General features: G+C 68.0%; 17 protein-coding genes. 9 read left to right on the top strand and 8 right to left on the bottom strand.

Translation table 11 applies throughout. The annotated features are described in order from the left end of the window. Nucleotides 1–127: 127 nt before the first annotated feature. Entirely contained in the window at nt 128–2,821 is a 2,694-nt protein-coding gene (locus tag JQX11_RS04175) for an RICIN domain-containing protein (protein ID WP_307826057.1), read from the bottom strand. Nucleotides 2,822–3,198: 377 nt separating this feature from the next. Further along, a complete protein-coding gene (locus tag JQX11_RS04170; RefSeq protein WP_204923673.1) occupies nt 3,199–4,857 on the bottom strand; it encodes a glycoside hydrolase family 44 protein in 1,659 nt (552 codons plus the stop codon). Nucleotides 4,858–5,051: 194 nt separating this feature from the next. Between JQX11_RS04170 and JQX11_RS04165 the strand changes: the two genes are divergently transcribed. Continuing rightward, entirely contained in the window at nt 5,052–5,942 is an 891-nt protein-coding gene (locus JQX11_RS04165; RefSeq protein ID WP_204924126.1) for a DUF8757 domain-containing protein, read from the top strand. Here the strand turns inward: JQX11_RS04165 and JQX11_RS04160 are convergent. From JQX11_RS04160 to JQX11_RS04150, 3 genes are read right to left on the bottom strand one after another with little or no spacing between them, the layout of a single operon-like run. Further along, nucleotides 5,932–6,228 (bottom strand): DUF4326 domain-containing protein, encoded by a 297-nt coding sequence (locus tag JQX11_RS04160; protein WP_204923672.1) that lies wholly within the window; start codon nt 6,226–6,228, stop codon nt 5,932–5,934. The two genes, JQX11_RS04165 and JQX11_RS04160, sit on opposite strands and share 11 nt — an antisense overlap. Nucleotides 6,229–6,244: 16 nt before the next feature. Continuing rightward, nucleotides 6,245–7,507: a DUF6357 family protein gene (locus JQX11_RS04155; RefSeq protein WP_307826056.1), complete on the bottom strand. Its 1,263-nt coding sequence runs from the start codon at nt 7,505–7,507 to the stop codon at nt 6,245–6,247. Further along, nucleotides 7,504–8,157, bottom strand: a complete 654-nt coding sequence (locus tag JQX11_RS04150; RefSeq protein WP_204923670.1) for a hypothetical protein — start codon at nt 8,155–8,157, stop codon at nt 7,504–7,506. The genes JQX11_RS04155 and JQX11_RS04150 overlap by 4 nt, the downstream gene beginning before the upstream one ends. A gap of 166 nt (nt 8,158–8,323) precedes the next feature. Between JQX11_RS04150 and JQX11_RS04145 the strand changes: the two genes are divergently transcribed. Next, on the top strand, nt 8,324–9,589 hold the full coding sequence (locus tag JQX11_RS04145; protein ID WP_204923669.1) for an NYN domain-containing protein: 1,266 nt from the start codon (nt 8,324–8,326) through the stop codon (nt 9,587–9,589). A gap of 142 nt (nt 9,590–9,731) precedes the next feature. Here JQX11_RS04145 and JQX11_RS32125 read toward each other — a convergent pair whose 3' ends face one another. Further along, nucleotides 9,732–10,553, bottom strand: coding sequence for a M23 family metallopeptidase (locus tag JQX11_RS32125; protein ID WP_232377237.1), 822 nt, complete (start codon nt 10,551–10,553; stop codon nt 9,732–9,734). An 842-nt stretch (nt 10,554–11,395) separates the two neighbouring features. Here JQX11_RS32125 and JQX11_RS04135 point away from each other — a divergent pair. The 5 genes from JQX11_RS04135 to JQX11_RS04115 all read left to right on the top strand — a co-directional run bounded on the left by JQX11_RS04135 (nt 11,396) and on the right by JQX11_RS04115 (nt 16,281). Continuing rightward, nucleotides 11,396–12,316 (top strand): HIT family protein, encoded by a 921-nt coding sequence (locus tag JQX11_RS04135; protein WP_204923667.1) that lies wholly within the window; start codon nt 11,396–11,398, stop codon nt 12,314–12,316. Further along, the gene (locus JQX11_RS04130; RefSeq protein WP_204923666.1) at nt 12,313–13,341 is read left to right on the top strand and encodes a sulfotransferase family protein; all 1,029 of its coding nucleotides are present in this window, start codon (nt 12,313–12,315) and stop codon (nt 13,339–13,341) included. The genes JQX11_RS04135 and JQX11_RS04130 overlap by 4 nt, the downstream gene beginning before the upstream one ends. Nucleotides 13,342–13,472: 131 nt before the next feature. Continuing rightward, entirely contained in the window at nt 13,473–14,381 is a 909-nt protein-coding gene (locus JQX11_RS04125; RefSeq protein WP_204923665.1) for an aminotransferase-like domain-containing protein, read from the top strand. Then, nucleotides 14,381–15,589: an amidohydrolase family protein gene (locus JQX11_RS04120; RefSeq protein WP_204924125.1), complete on the top strand. Its 1,209-nt coding sequence runs from the start codon at nt 14,381–14,383 to the stop codon at nt 15,587–15,589. The genes JQX11_RS04125 and JQX11_RS04120 overlap by 1 nt, the downstream gene beginning before the upstream one ends. Continuing rightward, nucleotides 15,553–16,281, top strand: coding sequence for a hypothetical protein (locus JQX11_RS04115; protein ID WP_204924182.1), 729 nt, complete (start codon nt 15,553–15,555; stop codon nt 16,279–16,281). The genes JQX11_RS04120 and JQX11_RS04115 overlap by 37 nt, the downstream gene beginning before the upstream one ends. On the opposite strand, the gene JQX11_RS04110 is transcribed toward JQX11_RS04115, so the two are convergent. Then, nucleotides 16,278–16,922: an HIT family protein gene (locus JQX11_RS04110; protein ID WP_204923664.1), complete on the bottom strand. Its 645-nt coding sequence runs from the start codon at nt 16,920–16,922 to the stop codon at nt 16,278–16,280. The two genes, JQX11_RS04115 and JQX11_RS04110, sit on opposite strands and share 4 nt — an antisense overlap. 113 nt (nt 16,923–17,035) lie before the next feature. On the opposite strand from JQX11_RS04110, the gene JQX11_RS04105 reads away from it, so the two are divergent. Next, nucleotides 17,036–17,617 (top strand): class I SAM-dependent methyltransferase, encoded by a 582-nt coding sequence (locus JQX11_RS04105; RefSeq protein WP_204923663.1) that lies wholly within the window; start codon nt 17,036–17,038, stop codon nt 17,615–17,617. A 20-nt stretch (nt 17,618–17,637) separates the two neighbouring features. Then, a complete protein-coding gene (gene pgk / locus JQX11_RS04100; protein ID WP_204923662.1) occupies nt 17,638–19,032 on the top strand; it encodes a phosphoglycerate kinase in 1,395 nt (464 codons plus the stop codon). On the opposite strand, the gene JQX11_RS04095 is transcribed toward pgk, so the two are convergent. Next, complete coding sequence (locus JQX11_RS04095) at nt 19,010–23,008, bottom strand: HEAT repeat domain-containing protein (RefSeq protein ID WP_204923661.1); 3,999 nt, start codon at nt 23,006–23,008, stop codon at nt 19,010–19,012. The two genes, pgk and JQX11_RS04095, sit on opposite strands and share 23 nt — an antisense overlap. Between the last annotated feature and the right edge of the window lie 325 nt (nt 23,009–23,333).

Here is a 23,333-nt window from a genome sequence, read left to right as displayed (position 1 = left end):
AACAGTGAAATATGTCAATGCCGTGTCGGGTCGGTTGCGACCCGGGGTCGGCCGCCCGACGGCAGCGAACCGCAGGTCACGGCGCGGTTCCCCCGGGGCCGGGTCGACCCGGCCCCGGGGACGCCGGTCAGTTGCGCAGGCTCCACTGCTGGTTGGTCCCGCCGTTGCAGGACCACAGGATGATCTTCGTGCCGTTGGCGGTCGCCGCGCCGTTCGCGTCGAGACAGAGCCCCGACTGGGCGTTGGTCAGGGTGCCGTTGGCGTTGAGGTTCCACTGCTGGTTGGTGCCGCCGTGGCAGTCCCAGATGATGACCGTGGTGCCGTTGGTCGTACCCGCGCCGTTCGCGTCCAGGCACTTGTTGCCGTTCGTGGTCAACTGCTTGCCGCTGGTGTACGTCCACTGCTGCCCGGTGCCGCCCGTGCAGTCCCACAACTGCACCTGGGTGCCGTTGGTGGTGCTGGCGTTGGGCACGTCGACGCAGCGGCCGGACTGCCCGCCCACCAGCCGGCCACCCTGCTGGCCGCTGCCGGTGCCCTGCTGGCGGACCAGCGAGCTGGACTCGGCCGACCGGTTGCCCTGGGCGTCCACCACGAACAGCCGGTACTCACCCTGGTTCGTCGGCACCGCGATGGAGGTGGCGGTGCCCGCCGCCCGGGTCATCGTCGGGCCGGCGGTGAAGGTGGTCGTGCCGGCCGGGGCCAGCCAGACCGTCTTTCCCGCGTCGCCGGTGCTGCGGATCGGGATGGTCGCCGAGGCGCTGGTGACGAAGGTGCTGGCGGGCAGCACGTAGTTCGGCAGGGAGAGGTTGGCCGCCGGGACGATGTCCCGGTACGCGTCCTCCAGCCCGGAGTTGGCCGCGATGCCGTACGCCGCAGCCGGCCAGACGTAGTCGGACGAAACCAGGATGTCGTTGACCGTGCTGTTCGGCAGGTTCTTGTTCGACACCTTGTTGATCGGGCCGTAGATCTGGGTGATGCTCAGGTCGTGCTTGCGCCCGAAGTCGTCGGAGTTGATCATCCAGGTGATGTTCTTGTCCACGCTCAGCACGTTGTCCCGGAACGTGATGTACGCCGAACCCTCGTCCGGGTGCAGGCCGTACTTGTGCCCGGACGGCACACCCTGCAGGTAGTTGTTGGTGATCGTCGTCCCCGGCTGGGCACCGAGGGTGTAGATGGGTGCGGTGTCGCTGAGCCGCTGCACGGTGTCGATGATGTGGTTGTAGCTGATGGTGTTGTTCCGGGCCGTCGTGGTGGGCCGGTTCGGCGCGATCGAGCCCGATGACCCGTCGAAGTTCCACCAGCCCCAGCCGAGCGTGATGCCCGACCACGGCGACTTCTCGATCCGGTTGCGCTGGATCGTCAGGGTGTCCACGAAGTACGCCGAGATGGGGCTGTGCCCGTTGAACAGCACCGCGCTGTCGTACAGGTAGTTGTTCTTGATCTCGATGTTCTTCGGCAGCCCCTCGACCTGCGGCAGCCACTTCTCCCGGTTGGTCGACGTGCCGTCGCCGATGTAGACGTGCTGGGGGTGGCCGACGGTGATCGCGGAACCCGCGATGTCGTTGGTGAAGTTCCCGGTCAACTGGCTGTTCTGCACGTCGTTGACCATGTTGACCCCGTCGGCGCCGCTGTGCTGGAAGCGGTTGCGGCTGAACAGGATGCCGTCGGCGTTCTCCACCTGGATCATGCCCGGGGTGACGTCGACGTTGCGGTAGTAGTAGTCGTGGAAGTTCCGCTTCGCGTACGCCTGCGCCCCGAGGTTGCCCTGCTGCGCCTGCTTGAACGACGAACCGGCGACGGTGAACAGGTTCCAGTCGGAGTGCTGCACGGTGAGCCCGGCGAACGTGATGTTGCGGGCGTGGTTGTTCGTCGAGGTGCCGGCGACCCGCACCAGGGTGGTCACGTTGTTCGGCGCGAACACCGACGCGGTCGTCATGTTCTCGGCGTTGCTCTTGTAGTAGTAGAGCGTCCTGCTGCCCTTGTCGAAGAAGAACTCGCCGGGCGCGTCCAGGAACTCGTAGGCGTTCATCAGCTTGTGGCTGCCGCCGCTCTGGGCGTTGCCGTTGAACGCGCCCTGGGCGATCGCGGCACCCGGCTGCTGGAACAGCGCCACCCGGTTCGCGCCGTCGGAGGTGACCTGGCGTACCCCGACGATGGCGGTGGTCCAGGTGGTCGCCGTCTCGATCTCGATGTCCTCGGCGTTGCGGGCGACGGCCGGGAAGTCGTTCAGGTTGTACTTCGCGCCGTCGCACTGCGAGCCCGACTCCCAGGCCCACGCGGCCTGCCCGGCCGTGACGTTGTACGTCCCGTAGCAGCCCGCCGAGCCGACCGTCTTCGTCGCCATGACGGCCCGCTTGTCGTTGACGTACAGCGCGCGCAGCTTGTTGGCCCGGTCCAGCGGGGCCTTCCAGATGTTCCCGCTGTGCTGGGTCCACCCGGTGACCGGAACACCCCCGTCGAGCACCGGGGTCTCGCCGGGGTAGGCGGAATAGCTGACCCGGTAGCCGTTGCTGCCGGAGTCGGCCGCACCGAACTCGATGGTGCTGCTCACCGGATACCGGCCGCCCCGCAGGTAGACCTGGATGTCGCCGGCCATGTTCGCGTTAACAGTACGCACCACGTCCCGCGCGCGTTGCATCGTCCGGAACGGGGACTCGAGGGTGCCCGGGTTGCTGTCACTGCCGTCCGGCGCGACATAGTACGTTGCCTGGACGGCGGCCGAGGCCGACAGCGGGTGCGCGATAACGGCCGGCACGGCGGCCGCGACGAGCAGCGCGCCTGCCAGCAGCGACCTTCGCACGGCGGAGAGGGCTGGGTTCACGTACCTGTCCTTTCGCATGCCGCCCACAGCCATGTCCGCTGGACAATCGTCCCGGGGGTGCGACAGTGAACCCGCCGTACGAACATGGAACGACCCGGCGGGAGGGCGTGCGCGCTCCCGGCGGTTCGACCGTTGGCGGGTTCCTGGGGAAGATGCCGTGACCGACGGCGGCAGGGTCCACGTGCGAGGCGAGCGGGGTCACTCCCTGCCACCGGGAACTCCCGCCGCCCGCGCACACGCTCCTGCCCGTGGTCACGGAATGCTGCCTGAAGCGTAGGCGTCGGAATCGGCGGAGGCAACCACCAATTGTCAACCGCCTATGCGTAATCGTGATCGACGGCACCCACCGTCGGTGCTGTCCGGGTCGCCGCACGGCCTCAGTGCCGACGTTGCGGCACAACGAGCAGCGTCACCGAGTTCGCCGGGTAGGTCGCGCTGACGCCGCCCCGGTGCACCCGGAGGTCCTCGCCCCGGACGATCGAGGTGAGGTCGGCCGGGCCGTAGCTGAACCGCTGCACCCGGTCCCCGCCGCGGAAGCCGGCGAGCGCGGTCCGGGAGGTCAGGTCCCGGTCCGTCTTGTTGACCACCATGACGGTGAGCGCCCGGTCGGACGAGCGTTGCGCGGCGTAGACCGCGAGCTGCCCCTGGTCGCCGCTGGCCGCCGACACGCTCACGTCGCCGAACCTGCCGCCGGCGCCGTCGTAGTTGCGGTACATCCGGAACGCGTACGCACCGGGGTCGGTCGGTTTCGGCTCGCCCCAGATGGTGGCCAGGTCCAGACCCTCACGCCCGAAGATGCCGAGCACGTCGGCCTGGGCGAGCGCGCCGTTGATGTCGTCCAGCGCACCCCAGTTGTATTCGGTGATGGCGACCTTCGTGCCGGGGTAGTGCTGGGCGACCCACGCCTTCATCTGGCGGATGAACTGCAACGGCGGCGCGTTCACCCCGCCGGGGCCGATCCACGACTCGTCGACGTACGTCGGGTCCCACAGGGACCGGGTGGACCGCAGCCGCAGCGCGTTGGAATCCGGGTCCTTGCCGCCGCTGATCTGCGGGTAGTAGTGCTGGTCGAAGTAGTCGAGGAAGCGCCTGCCGCCGTGGGCGTCGCTGAAGTCCTTCATGTTCTTCAGGTACCACTGGGAGAGGTTGAGCCCGCCGTGCGCCGCCGCGTCCGCGCCGGGCGCGCAGCCGTCCAGCCCGGACGCCACCCACTCGCAGTAGCCCCAGCCGGACGGGCCGAGCACCGCCGCACGCGGGTCGGCGGCCTTGATGGCCGCGGCGGTCGCCGTGCCCTTGCCGCCCAGTTCGTCGTAGCTCACCGGCTCGGGGTGCACGTCGCGGTGGGTGGAGTTCCACAGGACCGGCTCGTTGTCGAGTTCGTAGATCGACACGCCGCCCCGGGCCGCCGGGCCGAACTGGTTCACGAGATGCGACACCATCTCGCCCGCGAACGCCGGGCCGGCCGGGATCGAGGTGTCCGTGGGGACCGCGCCGGTCAGGTTCGCGTCGGCGTGCCGGCCGTTGCCGCAGTTGGGGTCCCACTGGTCGAACGAGTCCTGCTCCGGGAAGCGGGTGGCGGGAAAACCGCAGGCGAACGGGTGCGACGAGGGCGAGTCCTTCGCCACCCAGCCGATCAACGGCACGGCGACCACCTGTTTCGTGCCGTGCTCCCGGTTGCGCCGCACGAACGCCTCGACCGTGTTGTCCGGCCCGGCGACGATGTTCTCGAAATACCAGTCGCTGCCGGTGTTGTAGGTGTGGTTCCGGAAGTTGTAGCGGCTGCTCGCGTTGCCACCCCAGCGGGCCACCGGCGTGCCGAGTTCGGCGACGAGCGCGGGATCCCCGCCGTTCATGCCGTAGATGTCGGGGCTGATCCGGTGCCGGGCGGCAGAGACGTCCACGGTCAGGGCGGGCCCGTCGGTGGCGGCCGCGGCCGGGCCGACACCCGCCTGGGTCGCCAGCAGACCCACCACGAGGGATCCGGCCAGCCCGATCACCATGGCCGGTCGTGGCTCACGCCGTCGTCGCACACCCATCGGAGCCTCCTGTCACCGATCGGCCGCCAGGCCGAACCCCCACCCACATTACGGGTCACCACTATCAAGTCAATCGATTCCTTGCATCGACGACCGACGATCTCGATATAGCCGGACGAGCGGGGTGGCATTTCATCGACATCGATGCAAAGCTGTTCACGTAGCTGCGCGTGTCCACCCGGACACACTGGGCGATGGTGGTGGTTCCGTTGGAACAACTTCCGCTGTGGGGGTCGAGCACCGACGTGCCGCCACCCCCGAGGCCGGTCCTCACCCGGCCGGTGACGCTCCGCCTCCTGATCACCGTGAAGACGGCACCCAACCCCTCCACCAGCTACGGCGAGACGGTCTGCGTCGGCGCGCTCAGCCTGGCCCCGCCCTGGACGGGGTGGATCCGGCTCTACCCGATCCACTTCCGCGAACTCGCCGCCGACAGCAGGTTCCGCCCGTACGACATCGTCCACCTCGACGCGCTGCCGGCCCGTCGGGACCCACGCCGCGAAAGCTGGCGGCCGATCGTGGACACCATCACCACCGAGCAGCACCTCGCCAGCGGGCGGTCCCGGCGCACCCTTCTCGACCCGCTCGTCGAGGACTCCATGTGCCGGCTCAACGAACGGGCCCGTGACGACCACGGCGCGCGGTCGATCGCCCTGGTCCGCGTCGCCGACGTCGCCAGCCTGAAGGTCGAACGACGGGACGGCTGGTCGCCGGAGGACCGCAGAAAGATCGCCAGCTACCTCAACCAGCTCGACCTGCTGGAGCCGTCCAGGCGCAGCCCGCCGGAGGCGCCGCGATTCACCGGCACCTACCGCTACCGGTGCGCGGACCGCCGATGCCGAGGACACCGGCAGACCCTCTGGGACTGGGAGTTCGTCGCCCTGCAACATCGCCTGACGCAGCTCACCGACGCCGAGGCCGAAGACCGGCTCCGACACAGGTTCTTCACCCAGCTCTGCGCCGCCGACCGGGACGTGGCCTTCTACGTCGGCAACCAGGCGGCGAGACCGCAGTCGTTCAGCATCGGCGGCGTCTACGCACCGCGCCGGTCCGCCACCCGGTACCGGCTACGCGTCAACCGATGATCTCGGTCAACACGTCGGCATGGCAGGGGTCCTCCGCCCGGCACCAGCACGCCAACCGCTTCCCGGCCAGCTCCCGCCGCGCCCGTTCCACCAGCTCCGGCTGCCCGGTCAGCCACTGCCGGTACAGCCGCAACGCCTCGGCCCGGCCGTGCTCACGAAGGCTGAACGGATTGGCCCACGGAGAACGCCGCAACCCGAACCCCTGCCGCCCGACGTAGACGGCACCGGCCGGCACCACCGGGTGGTAGAGGTCCCCCTGCACGCGAACCCGTGACTGCGCCACCATCCGCCTTCCCGTCGGGCTACCGGGCGTCGTCGCGCTGACGCCGCACCCGTTCGAACTCGGCGACATCCGCCATCCAGGGACCGTACCGGTCGAGCGCGGCGCAGCCACCACGGATGAAGGCGCTCACCAGCGTCCGGTACCCGCCGATCCCGTCGACCAGGCTGTACTCGACCCGGTACTGCGGGTCCGCCCCGCCGTCACCGAGGCGCACCGTCGTGATCCGGGCGAGGGAGTCCGCGTAGAAGTGCAACTGGACCCCCTCACCGCGTTCCTCGTCCTCGATGGTGAACACCTCGTTGTCCGCGGCGGAGCGATCGGCGACGAACTGCCAGAACTCGGCGGAGGCGGACCGCGAACCGTCCCGCACCCAGGTCTTCTGTCCGCCCTTGTCGTCGGTGAACGACAGGGTCGTCCTGCGCGTACCCCCGCCGGCGTCGGCGTGGTCGCCGACGGTCCCGTCGTCATCGTCGACAGGCGTACTCCGGGCACGGTCCGCGGCCTCCGAGCACATCAGGAAGCTCACCGTACGCACCGCGTCGTCGGCGAGCCCCGGGTACGCGCGACGCACGGCCGCCTCCACCGTCGACGCCAGCCGATCCCAGTCCCGCTTGTCGGTCGCCCGGTTCCCCCGGCGCGGGTCGAGACCGATCCGCATCCCGGCACCCGCCCGCTCGGCGGTGGCGATCACCCGCAGGACCTCCGGCAACAGTGCGGGGTCGACGGCGTCGGGCAGCCGTCTCGGCAGGGTCGCGCCGTGCAGATACTGGCCCGTGTACCGCAGAACCTGCGCGTCGAGCGGCCCGAGGACGACGCCCCGCCCGGCGCGACGACGTTCCGCGTGGTACTCCTGAACCCGCTTCTCGTCCGCCCGCTCCGTCGCCGGGCGCAGCGCCGCACAGAGCTGACCCCGGTCAAGCAGATCGAGGTCGGCCCCATGGGCGACGAGCCGGCCCCGGTCCCACCCGATCCGTCGGAAGAGCGCGTCGACCTCCGCGGGCGGGGCGAGCAGAACCGGATCCAGGAGCGCGACGGCGGCGTTCTCGTCGAGCCGGCCCCGGGTTCCGGCCGCGTCACACAGCGGCAGTACGGCGCTCCACAGCAGCAGGTGTCGGGCCAGGTCCTCCCGGATCACCGCAAGATGGGCCGCGGCGACCGGAAACGTGAAGGTCCGGGGCTCGTGGTTGGCGTCGGCCCCGGCGGCGAGCATCAGCCTCAGCTCGCCGTCCTCGCGAATCACCCGCGGAAGCCAGCCGCTACGCGCGAAGACGACGTCGCTCACGACCACCGCGCACACTCGACCTCGAGGCGCGGATCGGTGCGCACCCACACCTCACCCCCGGTGGCCCCGGCCGGTGCGTCGACCCGCTCCAGACCGAGAAACTCGATCAGTTTCAGCACCGTGGCCCGTTCGGCCCGGTCCTCGTCGACATCATGCGTGTGGAAGAAGACGTAGTACCGGTCGCTCGGGTCGACACAGCCGGAGTCCGCCCAGATCCGGGCGACCTCCTGGAGGGCCGCCTCTTCCGTCGTGATCGTCGCGGCGAAGGCGGCACCCCGGGTCTCCGGCGACACGTCGAGGGCGGAGAGGTCGGAGAACCACTGACCGAAGCGGTCGAGGCCCGCGTAGCCGTTCTCGAAGAACAGCATGGCGCTCGGCAGGTAGCGGTTGGCCCGGCCGGCCCGGAAATGTTCCGCCCGGGGCTGGTCCGCTCCCCTGATCCGGGAGATCACCCCCTGACGGGGCATGAGCACCACACTCTGCCCCGCCTCTTCGTCCCTGATGGTGTAGGTCTCGGCCTCCCGCCCCCGGAAGAACGCGGAGAAGGCCAGGTACGCCTCCTGGGGGTCACCCACCGAGACCTGCTGGTCGTCGCCGTCACCGGCGGTGAAGACGAACTGTTTCGGTCCGGGCTGGTAGGGACGGGCCATGGTTCGTCCTCCGGTTCGGTGCGTACGTCCCGCCAGGCTAGTTGATCAGGGCAGACCCGCCTGCGGCCCTGGTCACAGACGTACCGCGCGCAGGGGTCGAACAGTCGACGTCGGCCATCTCCTCGACCGTCTATGGTCGAACAGCTCACATCCCCGGAGGTAGCGCATGGCCGAAGCCCAGCTCGATTCGTATCGCCGTGCGGCGCTATTCGTCGACTTCGAGAACGTGTACATCGGTCTGCGCAACTCGAGCCCCGACGCGGCTGCGGCGTTCGCCACCGACCCGGGCCGCTGGGTGCGGTGGATGGAGCAGGATCTCGGCCCGTTCCGGGTCGACGACGACGAAGTCCCGCGGATGCTGCTACGCCGGATCTGCTACCTGGAGCCGAGCCATTCCGGCAAGTTCCGTTCGTACTTCACCCGGGCCGGGTTCCGGGTCGTGGACTGCCCGTCGCTGACGAGCATGGGCAAGAACAGTGCCGACATTCACATGGTGCTCGACATCCTCGACACCCTCACCCACCCGACCCGGTTCGATGACTTCGTTGTCCTCTCGACCGACGCGGATTTCACCCCGGTGTTCATGCGGCTGCGGGAGCACGACCGGACTTCGGCAATGCTGGTGAGCGGGCCGACCGCCGCCGCGCTGCAGTCGGTATGCGACTTCGCGATTCCGGACATCATGTTCATCGAGGAAGCCCTGGGCCTGAGCCCCTCGCATGCCGAAGTGGAGCAGGTCCGCACCCCCGTGCCGCAACCACGCGCGACCACCGCTGCGCTGGCCAACCACCACAGCGACAGCGTGCGAAACCGCATCGAGGCGACGGTGCGGCAGCTCGTGGCACAGTCGACGACACCGGTCGACCTCGCCTCCGCAGCACACTACGTCCGCAAGGCCCTGGGACGGGAGGCGACAACAAACTGGGCCGGGGCGGGCGGATTCAAGCAGTTCGTGGCGACGATCCAGAGCGACAGCCTGGTGCTGGAGCCGCGCCATCCCGGCTGGCTGCTCGACCCGGCCAGACACGAACTGGTCAAGCCCGCAAGCGCGCCGGAGATCGCCGAACGAGTGAGCCGAGTCGTCGGAGCGCCGCTGATCGGCACAGACGCCTACCGAGCCCTGTTCCGGTCGATCGCCGACGAGGGCCGCGCCAACCCCGCCCTACCACAGGCGCAGGCGGAGGAGGTGATCCGTGAGGCGTGCGGCCGGCGGGGACACACGGTCACCAGGAGCGCTATTCACTTCGTGCTCATCGGCCTGAAGTACAGCGGGGTCGACTGGCGGGAAGCACGGCACGACGCGGCGCACCTCGCCTCGGAGTTCGCCGGTAACGTACTGCGGCTGACGGTCAACGCCCGGATGGAGTTGTCGGAGGCGGAACGGACCGCGGTGCGCGCATGGATCCAGGACGAACACCCGCCGGAGCGCTGACCTCCACGCCGGCCCCGGCACGGCCGGAAGGTCCACCACCGGCTAATCCATGATCACGGGCCACACATCCGGCTGATCACCCCCACCGGCCGACACCACGCCAACCGGTTCCGGCCGGGCGACCGGTGGACGCCGGTGGAGATCAACCGATGCCGTCGACCGCCGCCCGGAGCGCGTTGATCGACGGATCCCAGGTGAAGTTCAGGACGGGCAGGCCGGAGGCCGCAGCGTTGCTGTCGCCTCCGAGGACCACCGCCCGTGGCTTGGCGGTGCCCTGCGGGACGACGAGATACCAACTGCCCCGCACATTCGCGATGAACACTTCGTCAACCTCCTGGTCCGGTGGGTTCGGGTCGGTGGCGTCCCCGACGTGGTTCTCGAAGTCGACGGTCGCGCCGAAGTTCGTCGGAGAGCCGGTGTTCAGCCAGAGGCTGGTGTGCACGTGCGGTCCCACACCGGACTCGCTGCCGTTCGCCGACGAGCCGGAGTACGCGATCGTCTGGCCGCGGGACACGCGTTGGCCGGTGACGACGGCGATCCGCGACAGGTGCAGGTGCCGGGTGTAGTTGCCGTCGTCGTGGGCCATCCCCACCACGCGTCCGGTCGCGGTGGAGGTGTCGGTCTTCACGAGACGGATCGTGCCGTTCGCCGCAGCCACCACGGGAGTTCCGGCGCCGACCGCGTAGTCGGTGCCCGGCTCCCCCGAGGGCGGCGTGCGGTTCCGGTGGTCCTGCCACGAGCTGGAGATCCGGACGTTCCCGCACGGCCGCTGATAGCTGCCGGCGGCCCGAGCGGTGTCGGGAAGCAACGCGAAGGCGGCCGACACCCCCGACGCCGCCAGCGCGACGCTCGTGATGAACCCGCGTCTCGTGAGCCCTCGCAGGTAGGCGATCCCACTGAGCTCGTCGGGTCGTGGGCCGCCGTGGCAAGGAGGGTCGGGGCACGGCCCCCCACTCGGGATCATCAATGCAACCTACGGCCCCGCCCGGCACGGGGCAAGGTCGCCGCTGGGGTGCGGACCGGACCGTCCGCAGCCGTTACCGACACCGGGCGACCCGGGTCCGCACCGGGTGCGGGTGACGTCCGGGGTTCAAGGGGCGGTTCAAAACTACATAGGTAAACATCAAGGCCCTGCCCAGCTATACGCTGGTCAGGGCCTTTTTGTGGTGCGCCGCCAGGGACTCGAACCCCGAACCCGCGGGTACCGAACGTCACGGCCGCAAACCTGTCATTGATCGTCGGAACCCATCACTGACCTGGACAGACACAGCCGCCAACTTATCGGCTCCTGTCATTGATAGTTGACCCTTGACTGCAGTTTTCGGGGGGTAAACGGGGGCACCGCTGACCGTTGCCGGGAGGCCGTCGGCCCCCGCCGCCCAGCGAACGTAGGCGCGGTACCCGACTACGGTGATCTTGTGGGTCGCGCCGCAGTCGGCCATCGAATGACCGTCAACGAACCTCGCTGAAGCCGTCGGGCTCGACACTGGCGACCCAACCTCAGCGGTAGATGATGCCGTCTGAAATCGTCGCCCTCGGTCGCGTCGGGTCTAATCGTCGTCGACGCACGGCTAATCCACCGCATTGAGCTGATAAATCCGGTTTGACGGGAGCGGAGGTAGGTACCGGACCCAACCCAATCCACTCAAGCGCATCATGCAGCGTTCCTCGATGTCGATGGCGGCATCTCGCCTGGCGCGAAGGGGAGCGAGCTGCGCAGCAGCTCCTCCCGTCGAGCCTACGCCGGTATAGAGTTGCTGCTGTCGATTGATACTGACTTCGCAAACCGGAACCACAGGGGGCCACATGGAGGGTGGACACGGAATACCGTTCCGAACCTGGAACCCGGTCGAACGCGAGTGGATTCTCACCGTTCCCAGCCGTGCGCCGCTCGCCGCCCACACGGACCTGCGGGCGGGCAAGAACTCCGAATGCCCGTTTTGCGATGTCTTCGCGCCGGACGACGCCGATCAAATCCGCGTCGTTCGCAGCAAGCATCCCATGGTTCCAACGATTACCGGGCCAGAGCATCCGCGCGTCAACCAGCACTCGGTGCTGATATACGCCAAGGACCACGACCAGCGGCTCGGCACGATGTCCGTAGGCCGCTGCCGGGATCTCCTGGTGCAGATCGCACTGCTGTCCGACCAATTGATGACGAACAGCAACATCGAGGCGGTGTGCGCGACCGAGGCGGTCGGCGGCCATTTCGGCGTGACGGTGGGACATCCACACGCTCAGGTGATCGGCCTCGAGTTCGAGCCTCGCAACATCTCCATGGACGACGCCGATGGCTGCCGTCTCTGCGCCGGCCGCAGCGGCCGTCACACCGTCAGGGAGCTGCCTTCGGCAGTCGCCGAGGTGCCGCCGTGGGCACGGCTTCCGTTCGAAACCGTTATCTACACCAGGCGCCATGCTCCTTCGCTCGGCGCGACGAACAGCGACGAGCTCGCCGACATCGCCCAATTGATCTGGGAGATACTGGGCGCGTACCGCTCACAGACGCAGGGCGAAGTACAGTATCTACTGGCCGTCATGCAGGCACCGCGCAGTCGCCTGTCGACCCACCACCTGCGGGTCGAGCTCCTACCTCTGCACAAGCCCGACGGCAGTCTGAAGCGACCGGGCGTCCTCGAGACGATGTTCGGTGTCTACATCAATCCAACCCGGGCGTCCGAGTCGGCCGCACATCTGCGCCTGCTGCTCAACGAAGGAGCAGACAGGTGACCCTCAAGCCAGTGAATCGCATTCAGATGATTGGGACCCAGCGGTCCGGATCGAATCTCGTCCGACTGGTTCTGAACGGCACCGACGAAGTGGTCGCGCCTCCCTCAGCTCACGAGTACCGCGATTTCGCCGACCTGTACCGATACTACGCGCCGCACGGGCCAGACAAGCTGCTCCGACTGGCCGACGATATGTCGCAGCTAGTCCGGCTGAACGCACTTCCTTGGCCCGAGGCGGACTTGACCGGAAAGACCATCGCGAGCCACGCGACTGGGCGGACGCTGTCCCATGTCGTCATCGCGATGTACGATGCGCTGGCACTGCAGACCGGGTCCACGGCCTGGGTGAACAAGTGCCTTGAGAACCACCGCTACCTGCTGGAGCTGATTACTGCCCGGCCGGATCTTCGGGTGCTGCATCTCGTAAGGGACCCGCGAGATGTCGCGCTCTCGTTCCGCAAGGCTCCGATCGGCCCAAAGGACCCGTGGGTCATCGCCCAACACTGGCTTAACGATCAGCGTTCCATCCGAGAGCTGCGGGAGAACCTCATGACGAAGGGCGCTCATTGGACCACTGTTCGTTACGAGGATGTCGTCGTCGACCCGGAGGCGCAATTCGAGTCGATCTGCCGCGAGTTGGGTGTCGCGTGGACATCCGCGGCACTGCGTTTCCACTCCTCGAGGGATGCCGTGACAGCCGCCAGCCTGTCACCACTGTGGGAGACGCTGGCCAAACCGATCGCCAGGGACCGGGTCGGTGGGCACAAGAGTCCGAGCCATCGGCAGTTCGTCACACATGTCGAGGAAATCGCGTCGGCCGAGATGCGGACTTTCGGATACGAGCCGGTGTACTGCCGTCATCCCATCACGCTCTCAAAGAGTCAGTTTGCGCAGGCGAAGCTCCGGGACAAGCACCTTCGGCTGTCCGCCACGCGGGCCCGGCCCTTGGCCACTGAGGAGCTCCATACCCGGCGTGATCGTTATCTCGAGAACCTGCGGCTACGCCTAATCGAAGAAGCGGGCTGAAAATTATGGCAGGCCGGTTGCCTATGGATCTCTGTAACGCACCACGGGAGTGGCATTCGTGGATAGATGAACAAGTCGCCGAGAATGATCCTGGCTTCCCCATCGACACTGCGGCGGAATTACACGCGCACGTGGCCCGGCAACTCGGCCCTGAAGCTCTGGAAACGCACGACTGGTTCTACACGGCCGGCAGCGGCGCCGTAATCGACCGGCTGCTGACGGAGGTGCCGACCGGCGAGCGCGGCACCGTCCTCCCGGCGTACCAGCGAGTCGCCGCTGCGCTCGCGGACACCACGACCTCGATAACGATCGAACCGTCGAACTGGTCGAACGCCACATTCGAGGCGCCGAGGCTGAATGCCCGGGTGTTCGTGGTCAATCCCCTGCACGCCAATCCGTTGGCCGCCACCCTCTCGACCGCGTATATGGCCGCGATCGCAGGATACGCGGCCGACACCCGGACACTGCTCGTGGAGGACGATCCGTTCCGCGGTCTGGATGCCACCGACGGTCTCCGGCCGTCACTGCTCTCCTTCTATCCCGAGGGAACCGTCTACCTCGGGAGTTGGACGAAGGTGCTGGGATGGCCGGCCAAGCTCGGTTTCGCCGGCTGGCCGAGAACGCTCCGGCCCTTCACGCGGCCATGGCCGGTCCCGGCCGGACGAGGACGACCGCATGGCCCGGTCGGGCTGGCGTCGTTGCTGCGCTCGGGCCACGACGGGAACATCCGCGCTCGGCGGCATGCGCTGCTGACACGACGCCGCGCTGAACTGATCGCTCTCCTGCGCGAACTCGGCCTGTCGTTCGTCCCGCCGACGGGCGGCGCGCACCTCGCTGTGCTCAGCAGCGATACCGAAGGTCTGCGGCGGCGGCTGGTCCACGCAGGCATCGGCGGCTTGGCGGCGGACGACTTCTATCCACGCAGGGTACTCGGACCGGTGCAGCCGTTCGTGCGTCTTGCTTTCTCGGACGTGCTTGCAAGCGAGTGGCCCGGCCTGCTCGCCCAGCTGAGGAATGTCTTGTCAGTGGTGGACAGGTGATGTGGGCGCTGCGCGCCACGCGCCTCTTCGACGGAGAACGCGTAATTGAGCGCCCACTCCTCCTGGTGGCGGGCGGCGCGATCATCGCCGTCCGCGAACGCGGCATCGCACCGGTGGGAGTGCCCCTCACCGACCTCGGTCACGTCACACTCCTTCCCGGGCTGGTCGACGCCCATGTCCACCTCGTCCTTCCGGGTGACCCGGATCCGGTCGGCGCCGTAGACGTCTCCGCCGATGAGCTGATCTCGAACGCGCGCCGCGCCGCGAATGCCTGTCTCGACGGGGGTATCACCACCGTCCGGGACCTCGGCGATCGCGACTACGTGACGGTAGGCGTGCGCGCCGAGTCGGCTCGTGACCCGATGGCGGGCCCGCAACTGCTGGTCTCCGGTCCGCCGATCACCACGGAGGGCGGCCACTGCTGGTTCCTCGGCGGGGCCGTGACTGGCCGATCGGCTCTGATCGAGGCGGTTCGAAGCCGGGTAGCCCGTGGTGTGGACGTCATCAAGATCATGGCGAGTGGCGGGGAGATCACCCCGGGCAGTCGATCGTGGCAGGCGCAATACACCGTGGACGATCTGCGGATGGTGGTCACCGAGGCGCACCGTTCCGGCCTGCCCGTAGCGGCGCATGCGCACGCCGTGAGCGCCATCGAACGCGCGCTGGCTGCCGGCGTCGACACGATCGAGCACGCGACGTTCCGCACCCGGGACGGCGTCCGCCCCGACCCCGGGTTGATCGATCGGCTGGCAGCGGCCGGCACGCCGGTGACCGTTACCACCGGGTTCTCGCCGGAAGGTCCGCCACTCGACGCCGCCGTCCGGCTTCGCACGGCGGCAGCCCTGAGGGCCGCCGACGACATGAGGCGCGCGGGGGTGCGGATAGTGCTGGCCAGCGACGCTGGCATATCAGACCAGAAGCCACACCGGCTGTTGCCCTTCGGGATCATCCGCCTGGTCGAGGCCGGCTTTCCACCGGTCGAGGCGTTGCGGGCAGCGACCGCGACCGCAGCCTCCGCCTGCGGTCTGCCGCGCAAAGGTCGCGTCGTTCCCGGCGCCGATGCGGATCTGCTCGCCGTGGACGGTGATCCGACCCGTGACATCCGTGCCGTTCTTGCCGTCCGGGCGGTCTACCGGGGAGGCCAGCAAGTACGTTACTTCGATCCAGAAAAATGGCACGATACCCGATCCAGGCGCTCGGGATACTGATCTTTGCTACGTGCCGAACGCTCGCGAGCGGTGTGGGCGCCCGGCAGGAGGACGACCGTGTTGTGATCGTTTCATATTCGAGGGGTTTCGTTTTCGTGTCCAATCCCAAAGCGGCGTCGACCAGCATCGAGTCCGTCCTGGAGGTGTTTCAGGAGAGACCCGACCTAAATGCGCGGAAAAGGCCCGGTTTCTACACGGCCCGCCATATGCCAGCCACGGAGATTCGAGAGAACCTCGGCCAGAGTGTGTGGGACGGTCTGTTCACCTTCGGAGTGGTCCGGCATCCCCATGATTGGTTCGTCTCCCAGCTCACATACAACTATCGCCGGTTGAGTCGCCCGGTGCCCCACGACCGGCGGATAACGGGGCGGGATGTGTGGCAAGTGCACTCGCTGCTGACCGACCGGCGCGGGCAGCCCGCTAGCGCCAGCGCAAGCCAGTGGGCGTTTCTCTGTTCGGCCTCGCAACAGCCGCTGGTCGGGCATCTGACGACGCTCGACGACCTCGACGACACCTGGGCCGAGTTGACCCGCTTGACCGGGACGGTCGTCCCGCGACCGGCCCGGCTCAACCGCACCCGCCATCCCGCTTGGAACGACTGGCTCGATCCCGGCGCCTGCAAGGTCATTGAGGACGTGTGGGAACCGGACTTCGCGCTCTACCGGCAAGCGGCTACGAAGCCTTCGCTCTAGCGTGTCCCTTGGTCGCCGGCCAGCGCGCGGGCCACGGCCTCGCCGGCCGCCCGTACCTCATCGTCCGGCCAAGGCTGCAGGACCTGAGCCCACGTGCTGAGGAAGGTGCCGCGGAACTGCTGGCGTCCCAGCGGCCGGGCGAAGAACCACGTATGGAAATGGGCGTGCCCGTCGCCCGACCGATAGAGATGCACCCGGGCGACCGTGCCTAGGCTGAGGATCGCGCTTTCTATGCGAGCGCAGAGGATCCCGAACTCGGAGGCCAACTCGGCGGGCATCTCGCTGAGCGACTCCCAATGGTCCCGAGAATGCAACATCACGGTTCCGGGCAGAGAGCTCGGAGAGTGCAGGCGAAGGCGCCAGTGGGTATCCGTCCAGAGGAACCTGCTGTCGTCCGCCGTGCAGAACTCGCACGTCGCCGGCCCTTCATCCCCGGGCCGGCCGAGTTCCGGGCGCTCCGGCTCCAGTTCCTGCGCGACCGTAGGCGGGCGGAACGGAAACGTAGGGTACGACGTCAAGTCGGACAGATCACCCTTGATCCGGAACCGTTCGTTTCGCGAGCGGTCACCCGTCTGCATGACCGGCTGAATCGGGTGAACACCGGCCACATCGTGGCCGGCGCCGTTCAAGTCGTGAGACATGCCGCTCTCCAATGGTCGAGCGAACGCGCTGTCGCCTGTACGGTGGTTTCCTTGGACTTGAAGCAAGCGTTCATTATCGCGAAGAAGCCGAGTCGTCGCATAGAGGAGCCATGGTGAACCAGCGTCGCGACCACGACTACAACGAAGAGGCGCGCACCTACGACGCAACCCGCGGTGGAGACCTGCGGGCCATCGCCGCGGCAGAGGCGCTGCACGCGCTCCTTCCCGCCGGCGTCCCGGTCCTCGACATCGGCGGAGGCACTGGCATCGTGGCGGACTTTCTCGTCAAGCTCGGCCATCCGACGACGGTGATCGACTCGTCGCCCGAGATGATCCGGATGTGTGAGTCCCGCGGTACGGTACCCACTGTCCTCAGTGACGCCACGGCGATGCCGTATGAGAACGGCTCCATCGACAACGCGATCATGATCTGGCTTCTGCACATCGTCGACGACCCGGCGCCGTTCATCACCGAGGTCGCGCGCGTACTCAAATCGGGCGGCCGCTTCATCACCACTGTGGACAAGCTCATGAGCAACAACCCGGATCACGACCGGGCACGTACCGACGCCCCCGAGCTCATCTCACGCCTCTGCCGGGAGGTCGGCTTCGCCGAGGGCCCTCGGTCCAGCTTCGTTGGCCACGGCCAGCGCAACGACCCGCTGTACCAGCTTGCGGTCTTCGACCGGCTGTAGACGCTGCGGCGGCCGGCGCGATGCCTGACCACGAGACCACTCCTGCGGCCTGGTGGGACACCTTCGTGCCGCCGGTCGGTTCACTGCAAACTCTCGACGGCCTCGGCTCCCAGGTCCGGGGCCGCCGGGTTCTGATTGCCGCCGACATCGACGTGGCCCGGCGGCAGACCAGCAGCGAGTCGCACTTCAAGATCGAGCGATTGGCCCGGACAGTTCGCCGTCTGGTCAACAATGACGCGACTGTACTCATCCTGGGAACGCAGGGCAGTAACTCGGTCCGCGTGCTGGAGCCCGGCAACACCCAGGGCCTCGAGTGGCACCGGCAGGCGATGGAGCGGGTCTTGCCCGGTACAGGCGTTGCCCGCTTCGACGCGATGGACGACGCACTGTCCGCCGACCTTGAGCCCGGCACGGTCACGCTGTTGCCCAATCTGGCCGAGGTGAGCCGGGAAGACACCGCCTTTGCGACCAACTATGCGCCGCCCGGCGACGCGGAGGCTGAGATGGTCCGGCAGCAAGCGTGCGAACGCGCGCTGCTGCCGACGCTGCTACGGGACCGGTTCGACGTGTTCGTTCTCGACGACTTCCGCTCGGCCGTCTGGATGCTCCCCTCCAACGTCGGGTTGGCCGCCGGCAAACCATGTGCCGTGGGGCTCGGCCTTCAGGAAGATCTCGAGAGCCTGGTGCGGCTCGTTGAGCACAGCCGCGCCCTGAGGGAGGCCGGCAAACTTGGCCGCATCTGCTACGTCGGCAGCTCACGTCCGCAGGATGTCGCGACCGCCTGCATACTCCTCGCCAACGGCCTCTTCGACCGAGCGCTCTTGGGCCCCATGCCGTCTCTCATGGTCTACCGCGAGCTTGGCTTCGCGTTGGGCGCGGGACCAGCCGCCGACCTCGAGTCGCTCCTGCAGACGCACCGTCCGATCGAAGTGGCCGCGGGGAGAGACATCTCCGATCTCATTAACCGCCATCTCAGCGACCTTGCGCTGCCGACCGATTATCTAGTGGCGAACCGAACCGGCTACGGCAAGTCGCGACGCGTAACGCCGGAGGGCCTGGAAGCCCTGGCCGACGACGACCGGATCATGTCGATCGGTCCCGAGACGCTGAAGAAGTTCGCGGCGGAGACCAAGCGGGCCCGCCTGGTCTTCCACTTCGGCATGATGAGCGCGCGTCACCGGCCGTACGTGTCGTACACCGAGGAGGTCATCCGAACTAATCTCACCTCGTCGGCTCCCTCGTACATGGCAGGCGACCACATCCTGGAGATCGCGGACGACCTCGGCCTGTCCTCCGCGCTGCGCGGCCGGACCACCGGCGCGCAGACCGGCAGTTCCGTCCTCTGCGGGGTTCCGATGCCCGGCCTCGCTCCGTTCCGGATCCCCGGCGACGCTATGACGACGCCAGCCTCCTGACCGCATCAGCCGCGTTCCGCACCGCCGGATCCGGGTCGTCGCTCGCGCGTTGCGCCACCACCGTCCGAGCCGCATCGTCGTCGGCCCAGTGGTAGGCGAGCGCTTCCACCCCCGCCATACGCACCGCAGAGTGGGAATCGTCCTCCGTCAGCCTCAGCGCCAACTCACGTGCCCCATCGGCGCTGGCGGCGGCGAGACCCCGCAGTGCGGCCCGGCGTACCGTCGCACTGCCATCCGACCGAGCCGCGGTTTCCAGGGTCGCCGCCATGCCCGCATCAGCCGGAAAGGCCATGACGAGTGCCCGCAATGCTGTTTGGCGGACCTCCGCGCTAAGATCGGCAGTCGCCCGTTCGGTGAGCATTGGAGCCGTCTCCGCGCGCCCCGGCCACCTCTCGGCTATGAGCACGACCGCAGCTTCACGCACCGCCCAGTCCTGGTCACACTGGGCAGCCGTCGCGACCAGGTCACGCACCTCCGCATCGGCGGACCAGGTCGCGCCCACGGCTCGGAGTGCCGCCAGCCGGATCGCGGCATCCCGGTCGCCGACGGCGTGTGCGCGCAGTGCACGACGCGTGTCCGGGTGGTCGCGCCACTGATCGGCCATGCAGCCCAGGGCTGTCATTCGGACGGTGTCGCTGTCGTCGGATGACGCTCGCTCTGCTATGAACGACAAGAGGTCCGGCGATGAAGGCCGGGCACCGGCGACGCAGAACAACGCGGACCGCCTGACGTCCTCATCCGGGTCGTCGACGGCAAGGTCACGGATGACCTTACGTACGTCGGGATGGTTCGGCCATTGCACGTTCGCGGTGATCACCGCGTGCTCACGAACTGACCAGTCGGCATCGCTCATTGCCCACTGCAGGATGTGGCCGCGGGCCGTTGCTTCATCGTGGTCGGTGTCGGCGAGCATGCTCACCACAGCCCGGCGTACCGCGTCGCTGGTGTCGGTCTCGTACGCCGCCACCAAGAGGTCGAAGGCATCCGCGTCGTGATGCGGTGAGCTGAGGCCGAGCAGCGCGACGACCCGGACGTCCTGATCCTCGTCGGCGCTCGCTCGTTCGGCCAGGAGCGGCAGCGTCTCCGGATGGTGTGGCCACATGTTGGCCAGCGCCCGCAACGCCGCTCGCCGTACGAGCCAATGATCGTCCAGGACGGCGCACCGGGCAAGCAGCTTCCGCGTATCGCCTGCCCGCGGTCGCTCCTTCACCACAGCTTCCAGGGCGATCTGCCGGACGGACGCGTCCGTGTCAGCGACGATGCGCTCGGCCAGAAGCGTCAGTGTGTCGCCCCGGTTCACCGCGGACGCCGCGAGGGCCTGGACCGCCGCCTGCCGTACGGATCGATGAGGGTCGTCTATTGCTCTCTCGACAATCAGGTCGTACGAGTAAGCGAGGCCCACGCCGGCGGTCGTCATGCCGTCGATCGCCGCCTGTCGCACCGTAGCATCGCCGGCTGTGCGGAGACACGTACGGACATCGGCGTCGATCTCCTGGTCGCCAGTGCCGCACCACTGGCCCAGCACCCGCATCGCCGCGGCGCGAACACGCGGGTCGGAGTCGTCCGCAGCCCGTCGCCGCACGATGACGGGAAGCTCCGGGTCCGCCGGCCACCTAACGTTGAGCAACTCCACGCAGGTCCGCCGGACCAGCGGATCGGCGTCGTTGACAGCACGCTGTTCCAGCAACCCCCGCACATCGTCCCCGACGTCCCGCCGAGCGACCAGTGCGCCGATGACCTTTCGGCGCACGTCGCCCGCGGGATCGGTCCCAGCTCTCCGCAGCAGATCCGCGTGGACGGCGACGTCGTTCTCCGGATGGCTCGCGAGGACAGCTATCGCGGCGCCGCGCACCACCGGGTCATGATCGATCTGTACCACCCGCAACAGAGCATCTTGGCTTGCCAGCCGCATGCCGAGCTCGGCGGCCAGCACGGCCACCGACCCGGACAGATATCTGCCAATGTTCGAGTACCAGGTGAGAAAGGGCCGTGCGCCTTGCCAGCGGTGGCCCAACGTCGCGAATGTCGCGAGCGTTGCGTCCCGCACCGCAGCCTGGAGAGCGCCGTTCGGGTTGGCCTCCAACTCCAGCAAGATCTCGAACAGGCGGGTCAGGACCGCCTTCATCTGCGGAACGAGGCGCATGCTGGGGCGGACCTCATGCAGTGCCCGCATGCACAGCAGACTGCGCGCCGGGAGTCGCGCCTTGTCGAAGCGCCAAGCCTGGTCAGCGTTGAGGAGTCTCTCGATGATCGCCTCCGCGAACCGCTCCTTCATCCGGATCACCAGCAGGAGCACCTCCGACCACGCCGGATCTGCGCCGTGCTCGTCGAAGATCGCGAGTAGCGTCGCCTCGTCCATCAACCGGTCGTCGAATCGGCCCACGATGTCGAGGGCGGCCAGGTACTCGAGGAAGGTCCGGTGCACGAAGCCGTACATCCCGGCGCCGAAGCGCGAAAGAATGTAGTTCCGGGTCCGCAGCTGGTTGATCATCGAGTGCGCCGCGGTGCGCGCGACGGGTGGGTCGTACCCACGCTCCACTTCGAGATAGGTCTCGAACGCGCCCTGCAGGTCCTGCTCGGTGATGCGGTTGCCGCCGATGCTCCCCTCACCGGCCAACATCAGGCGGGCCAGAACTCGCAGGAGGTCGAGCTTGTCCTCGTAGAGGAGTCCCTCGCGGTCGGGAAAGCTGTGTGCCTCCACCTCCCAGTGCTCCACCAGGAGTGACACCGCGAACTCGTAGACGTGGGCACGGTCACGTGGCAGCTCACGCCGACGGCCCATGATGCACAGCAGGGTCAGCAGTAGCGGGTTTCCGGCCAGCTCGTTGACCGCCGAGAAGCTGTCCACCGCCGAGGTCATCCGGATGGTGAGCCGCTCTGCCTCGGCCCGGTCGTCAGCGCAGGCGATCTGGTACCACGCCGCGATGAACGAGGCGATCGACCCCGGCTCGAGGTCCTGCAGTTGGTAGAGCTTGAAACCGGCATCGTCGAGGGTCTGCCGGTTGTATCCGACCGGCCGCGACGTCACGACCAGGCGGGCGTGGGGGAACCGGTTGGCGAACTCCCGAATCTCGCGCGTCACCGCGTTGCGCCGGTACCGGTCGAATACCTCGTCGAGTCCGTCGAAGATTACGAGCACCGGCCTGCCGCTATTCAGGAGCTTAGTCAGCACCGTCTCCGGCAGACCTAGACCCTGGGTGTGATGAAGGTGGTCGAGGAAGTCGACGAACGAGGCGTCGTTGCCTGCCGTGTAGTGGCGCAGCTCCACCAGCAGGGGCAGCGTCCCCGAGAGGCTGTCCAGCGGTGTCGGCATCGGCCCGGCACCGCCACCACCGGCGAGCTGAGCCAACCGCAGCACCACGTACCGGGCGATGGTCGATTTCCCGGCGCCGGGATCGCCGAGGAGTACCACTGCGGAATGGCCCGGAGCAGCGAGAAGCCCGAGCACCGGCCGGGCCGGCTGCTGAAGGAGTGCGTCACGGGCAGGGCTGACCATCTCTGCGGCCAGGTCGCGCGGCATTGCCTGCGGGTCAGCTTCGTCCCCGCGCAACAGCCGCCGACGGAATTCGCGAGGAAGCTCCATCACCGGCGGGTCGGCACGGGCTGTCGGAGGCGTGAACAGGCGTTGCAGCGGCACCCGCAACCGCTCCTCGATGTTCACCATGGTGAGCAGCATCTCGAGGTTCAACTGCTGGAAATAGTTCTGGACGCGCCGGAGGTAGGCGTCTAGCGCCTCCTGGTCCGCACCGTCGGAGCCGCCGGGCCCATCCGGCTCGGCGGTGGAGGCCCGCTCCCAGGCCGCCAGCCACTGCGGCAGGTCCGAAGCAGGCACCCGGCAGACCGCCAGGAATGTGTTCAGCTTGGCCCGGGACGGCAGGCGCTTGCCTGTGACGATCTCACCAACCGTGCTCTTGCCCAGCAGTTCCCAATGCTTACCGTCGGCGCGCGGCGGGAGTGCGGCGGCACTCTTCTCCATCTGTTGGTATGACAGGCCGCAGCGGCGGCGAAGGCCGTCCAGGCAGTCCGCCAGCTGCCCCGGGGTTTGTACGGTCGTCGGGTCGACACCAGGCATCGGCATGTCGTGTCCGTTCCCTTTTGCTCCGCACTGACGTGGGCACCAGCCTCCGACTGGAGCGTCGGACGGGCCGTGGAAGACGGCCGGACGCGCAGCCCACCGTCGCCCTGTCCTCCGACATGCTTCCGGGTCCCTCCGAGACCATGGCCAGTCCGAAGCGTCGCACGCTGCACTGGGAGCCGTCCACCACGAAAGCCGGCGCCGGCCTTCTTCACGAGGCAAGAGA

Origin of the sequence: Micromonospora humida, assembly GCF_016901255.1 — a bacterium.
Taxonomy (GTDB): Bacteria; Actinomycetota; Actinomycetes; order Mycobacteriales; family Micromonosporaceae; genus Micromonospora; species Micromonospora wenchangensis.
Note: the sequence above shows the minus strand (reverse complement) of the source record. Positions and strands in the feature narration are given on the sequence as shown.

Excerpts from the sequence above, each read along its gene's own strand:
- pgk (WP_204923662.1), top strand. The coding sequence starts at position 17,638 with ATGCCTGACCACGAGACCACTCCTGCGGCCTGGTGGGACACCTTCGTG.
- JQX11_RS04150 (WP_204923670.1), bottom strand. The coding sequence starts at position 8,157 with ATGGCCCGTCCCTACCAGCCCGGACCGAAACAGTTCGTCTTCACCGCC.
- JQX11_RS32125 (WP_232377237.1), bottom strand. The coding sequence starts at position 10,553 with ATGATCCCGAGTGGGGGGCCGTGCCCCGACCCTCCTTGCCACGGCGGC.
- JQX11_RS04170 (WP_204923673.1), bottom strand. The coding sequence starts at position 4,857 with ATGGGTGTGCGACGACGGCGTGAGCCACGACCGGCCATGGTGATCGGG.
- JQX11_RS04095 (WP_204923661.1), bottom strand. The coding sequence starts at position 23,008 with ATGGAGAAGAGTGCCGCCGCACTCCCGCCGCGCGCCGACGGTAAGCAT.
- JQX11_RS04120 (WP_204924125.1), top strand. The coding sequence starts at position 14,381 with ATGTGGGCGCTGCGCGCCACGCGCCTCTTCGACGGAGAACGCGTAATT.
- JQX11_RS04160 (WP_204923672.1), bottom strand. The coding sequence starts at position 6,228 with ATGGTGGCGCAGTCACGGGTTCGCGTGCAGGGGGACCTCTACCACCCG.
- JQX11_RS04145 (WP_204923669.1), top strand. The coding sequence starts at position 8,324 with ATGGCCGAAGCCCAGCTCGATTCGTATCGCCGTGCGGCGCTATTCGTC.
- JQX11_RS04135 (WP_204923667.1), top strand. The coding sequence starts at position 11,396 with ATGGAGGGTGGACACGGAATACCGTTCCGAACCTGGAACCCGGTCGAA.
- JQX11_RS04165 (WP_204924126.1), top strand. The coding sequence starts at position 5,052 with ATGGTGGTGGTTCCGTTGGAACAACTTCCGCTGTGGGGGTCGAGCACC.
- JQX11_RS04110 (WP_204923664.1), bottom strand. The coding sequence starts at position 16,922 with ATGTCTCACGACTTGAACGGCGCCGGCCACGATGTGGCCGGTGTTCAC.
- JQX11_RS04115 (WP_204924182.1), top strand. The coding sequence starts at position 15,553 with ATGGCACGATACCCGATCCAGGCGCTCGGGATACTGATCTTTGCTACG.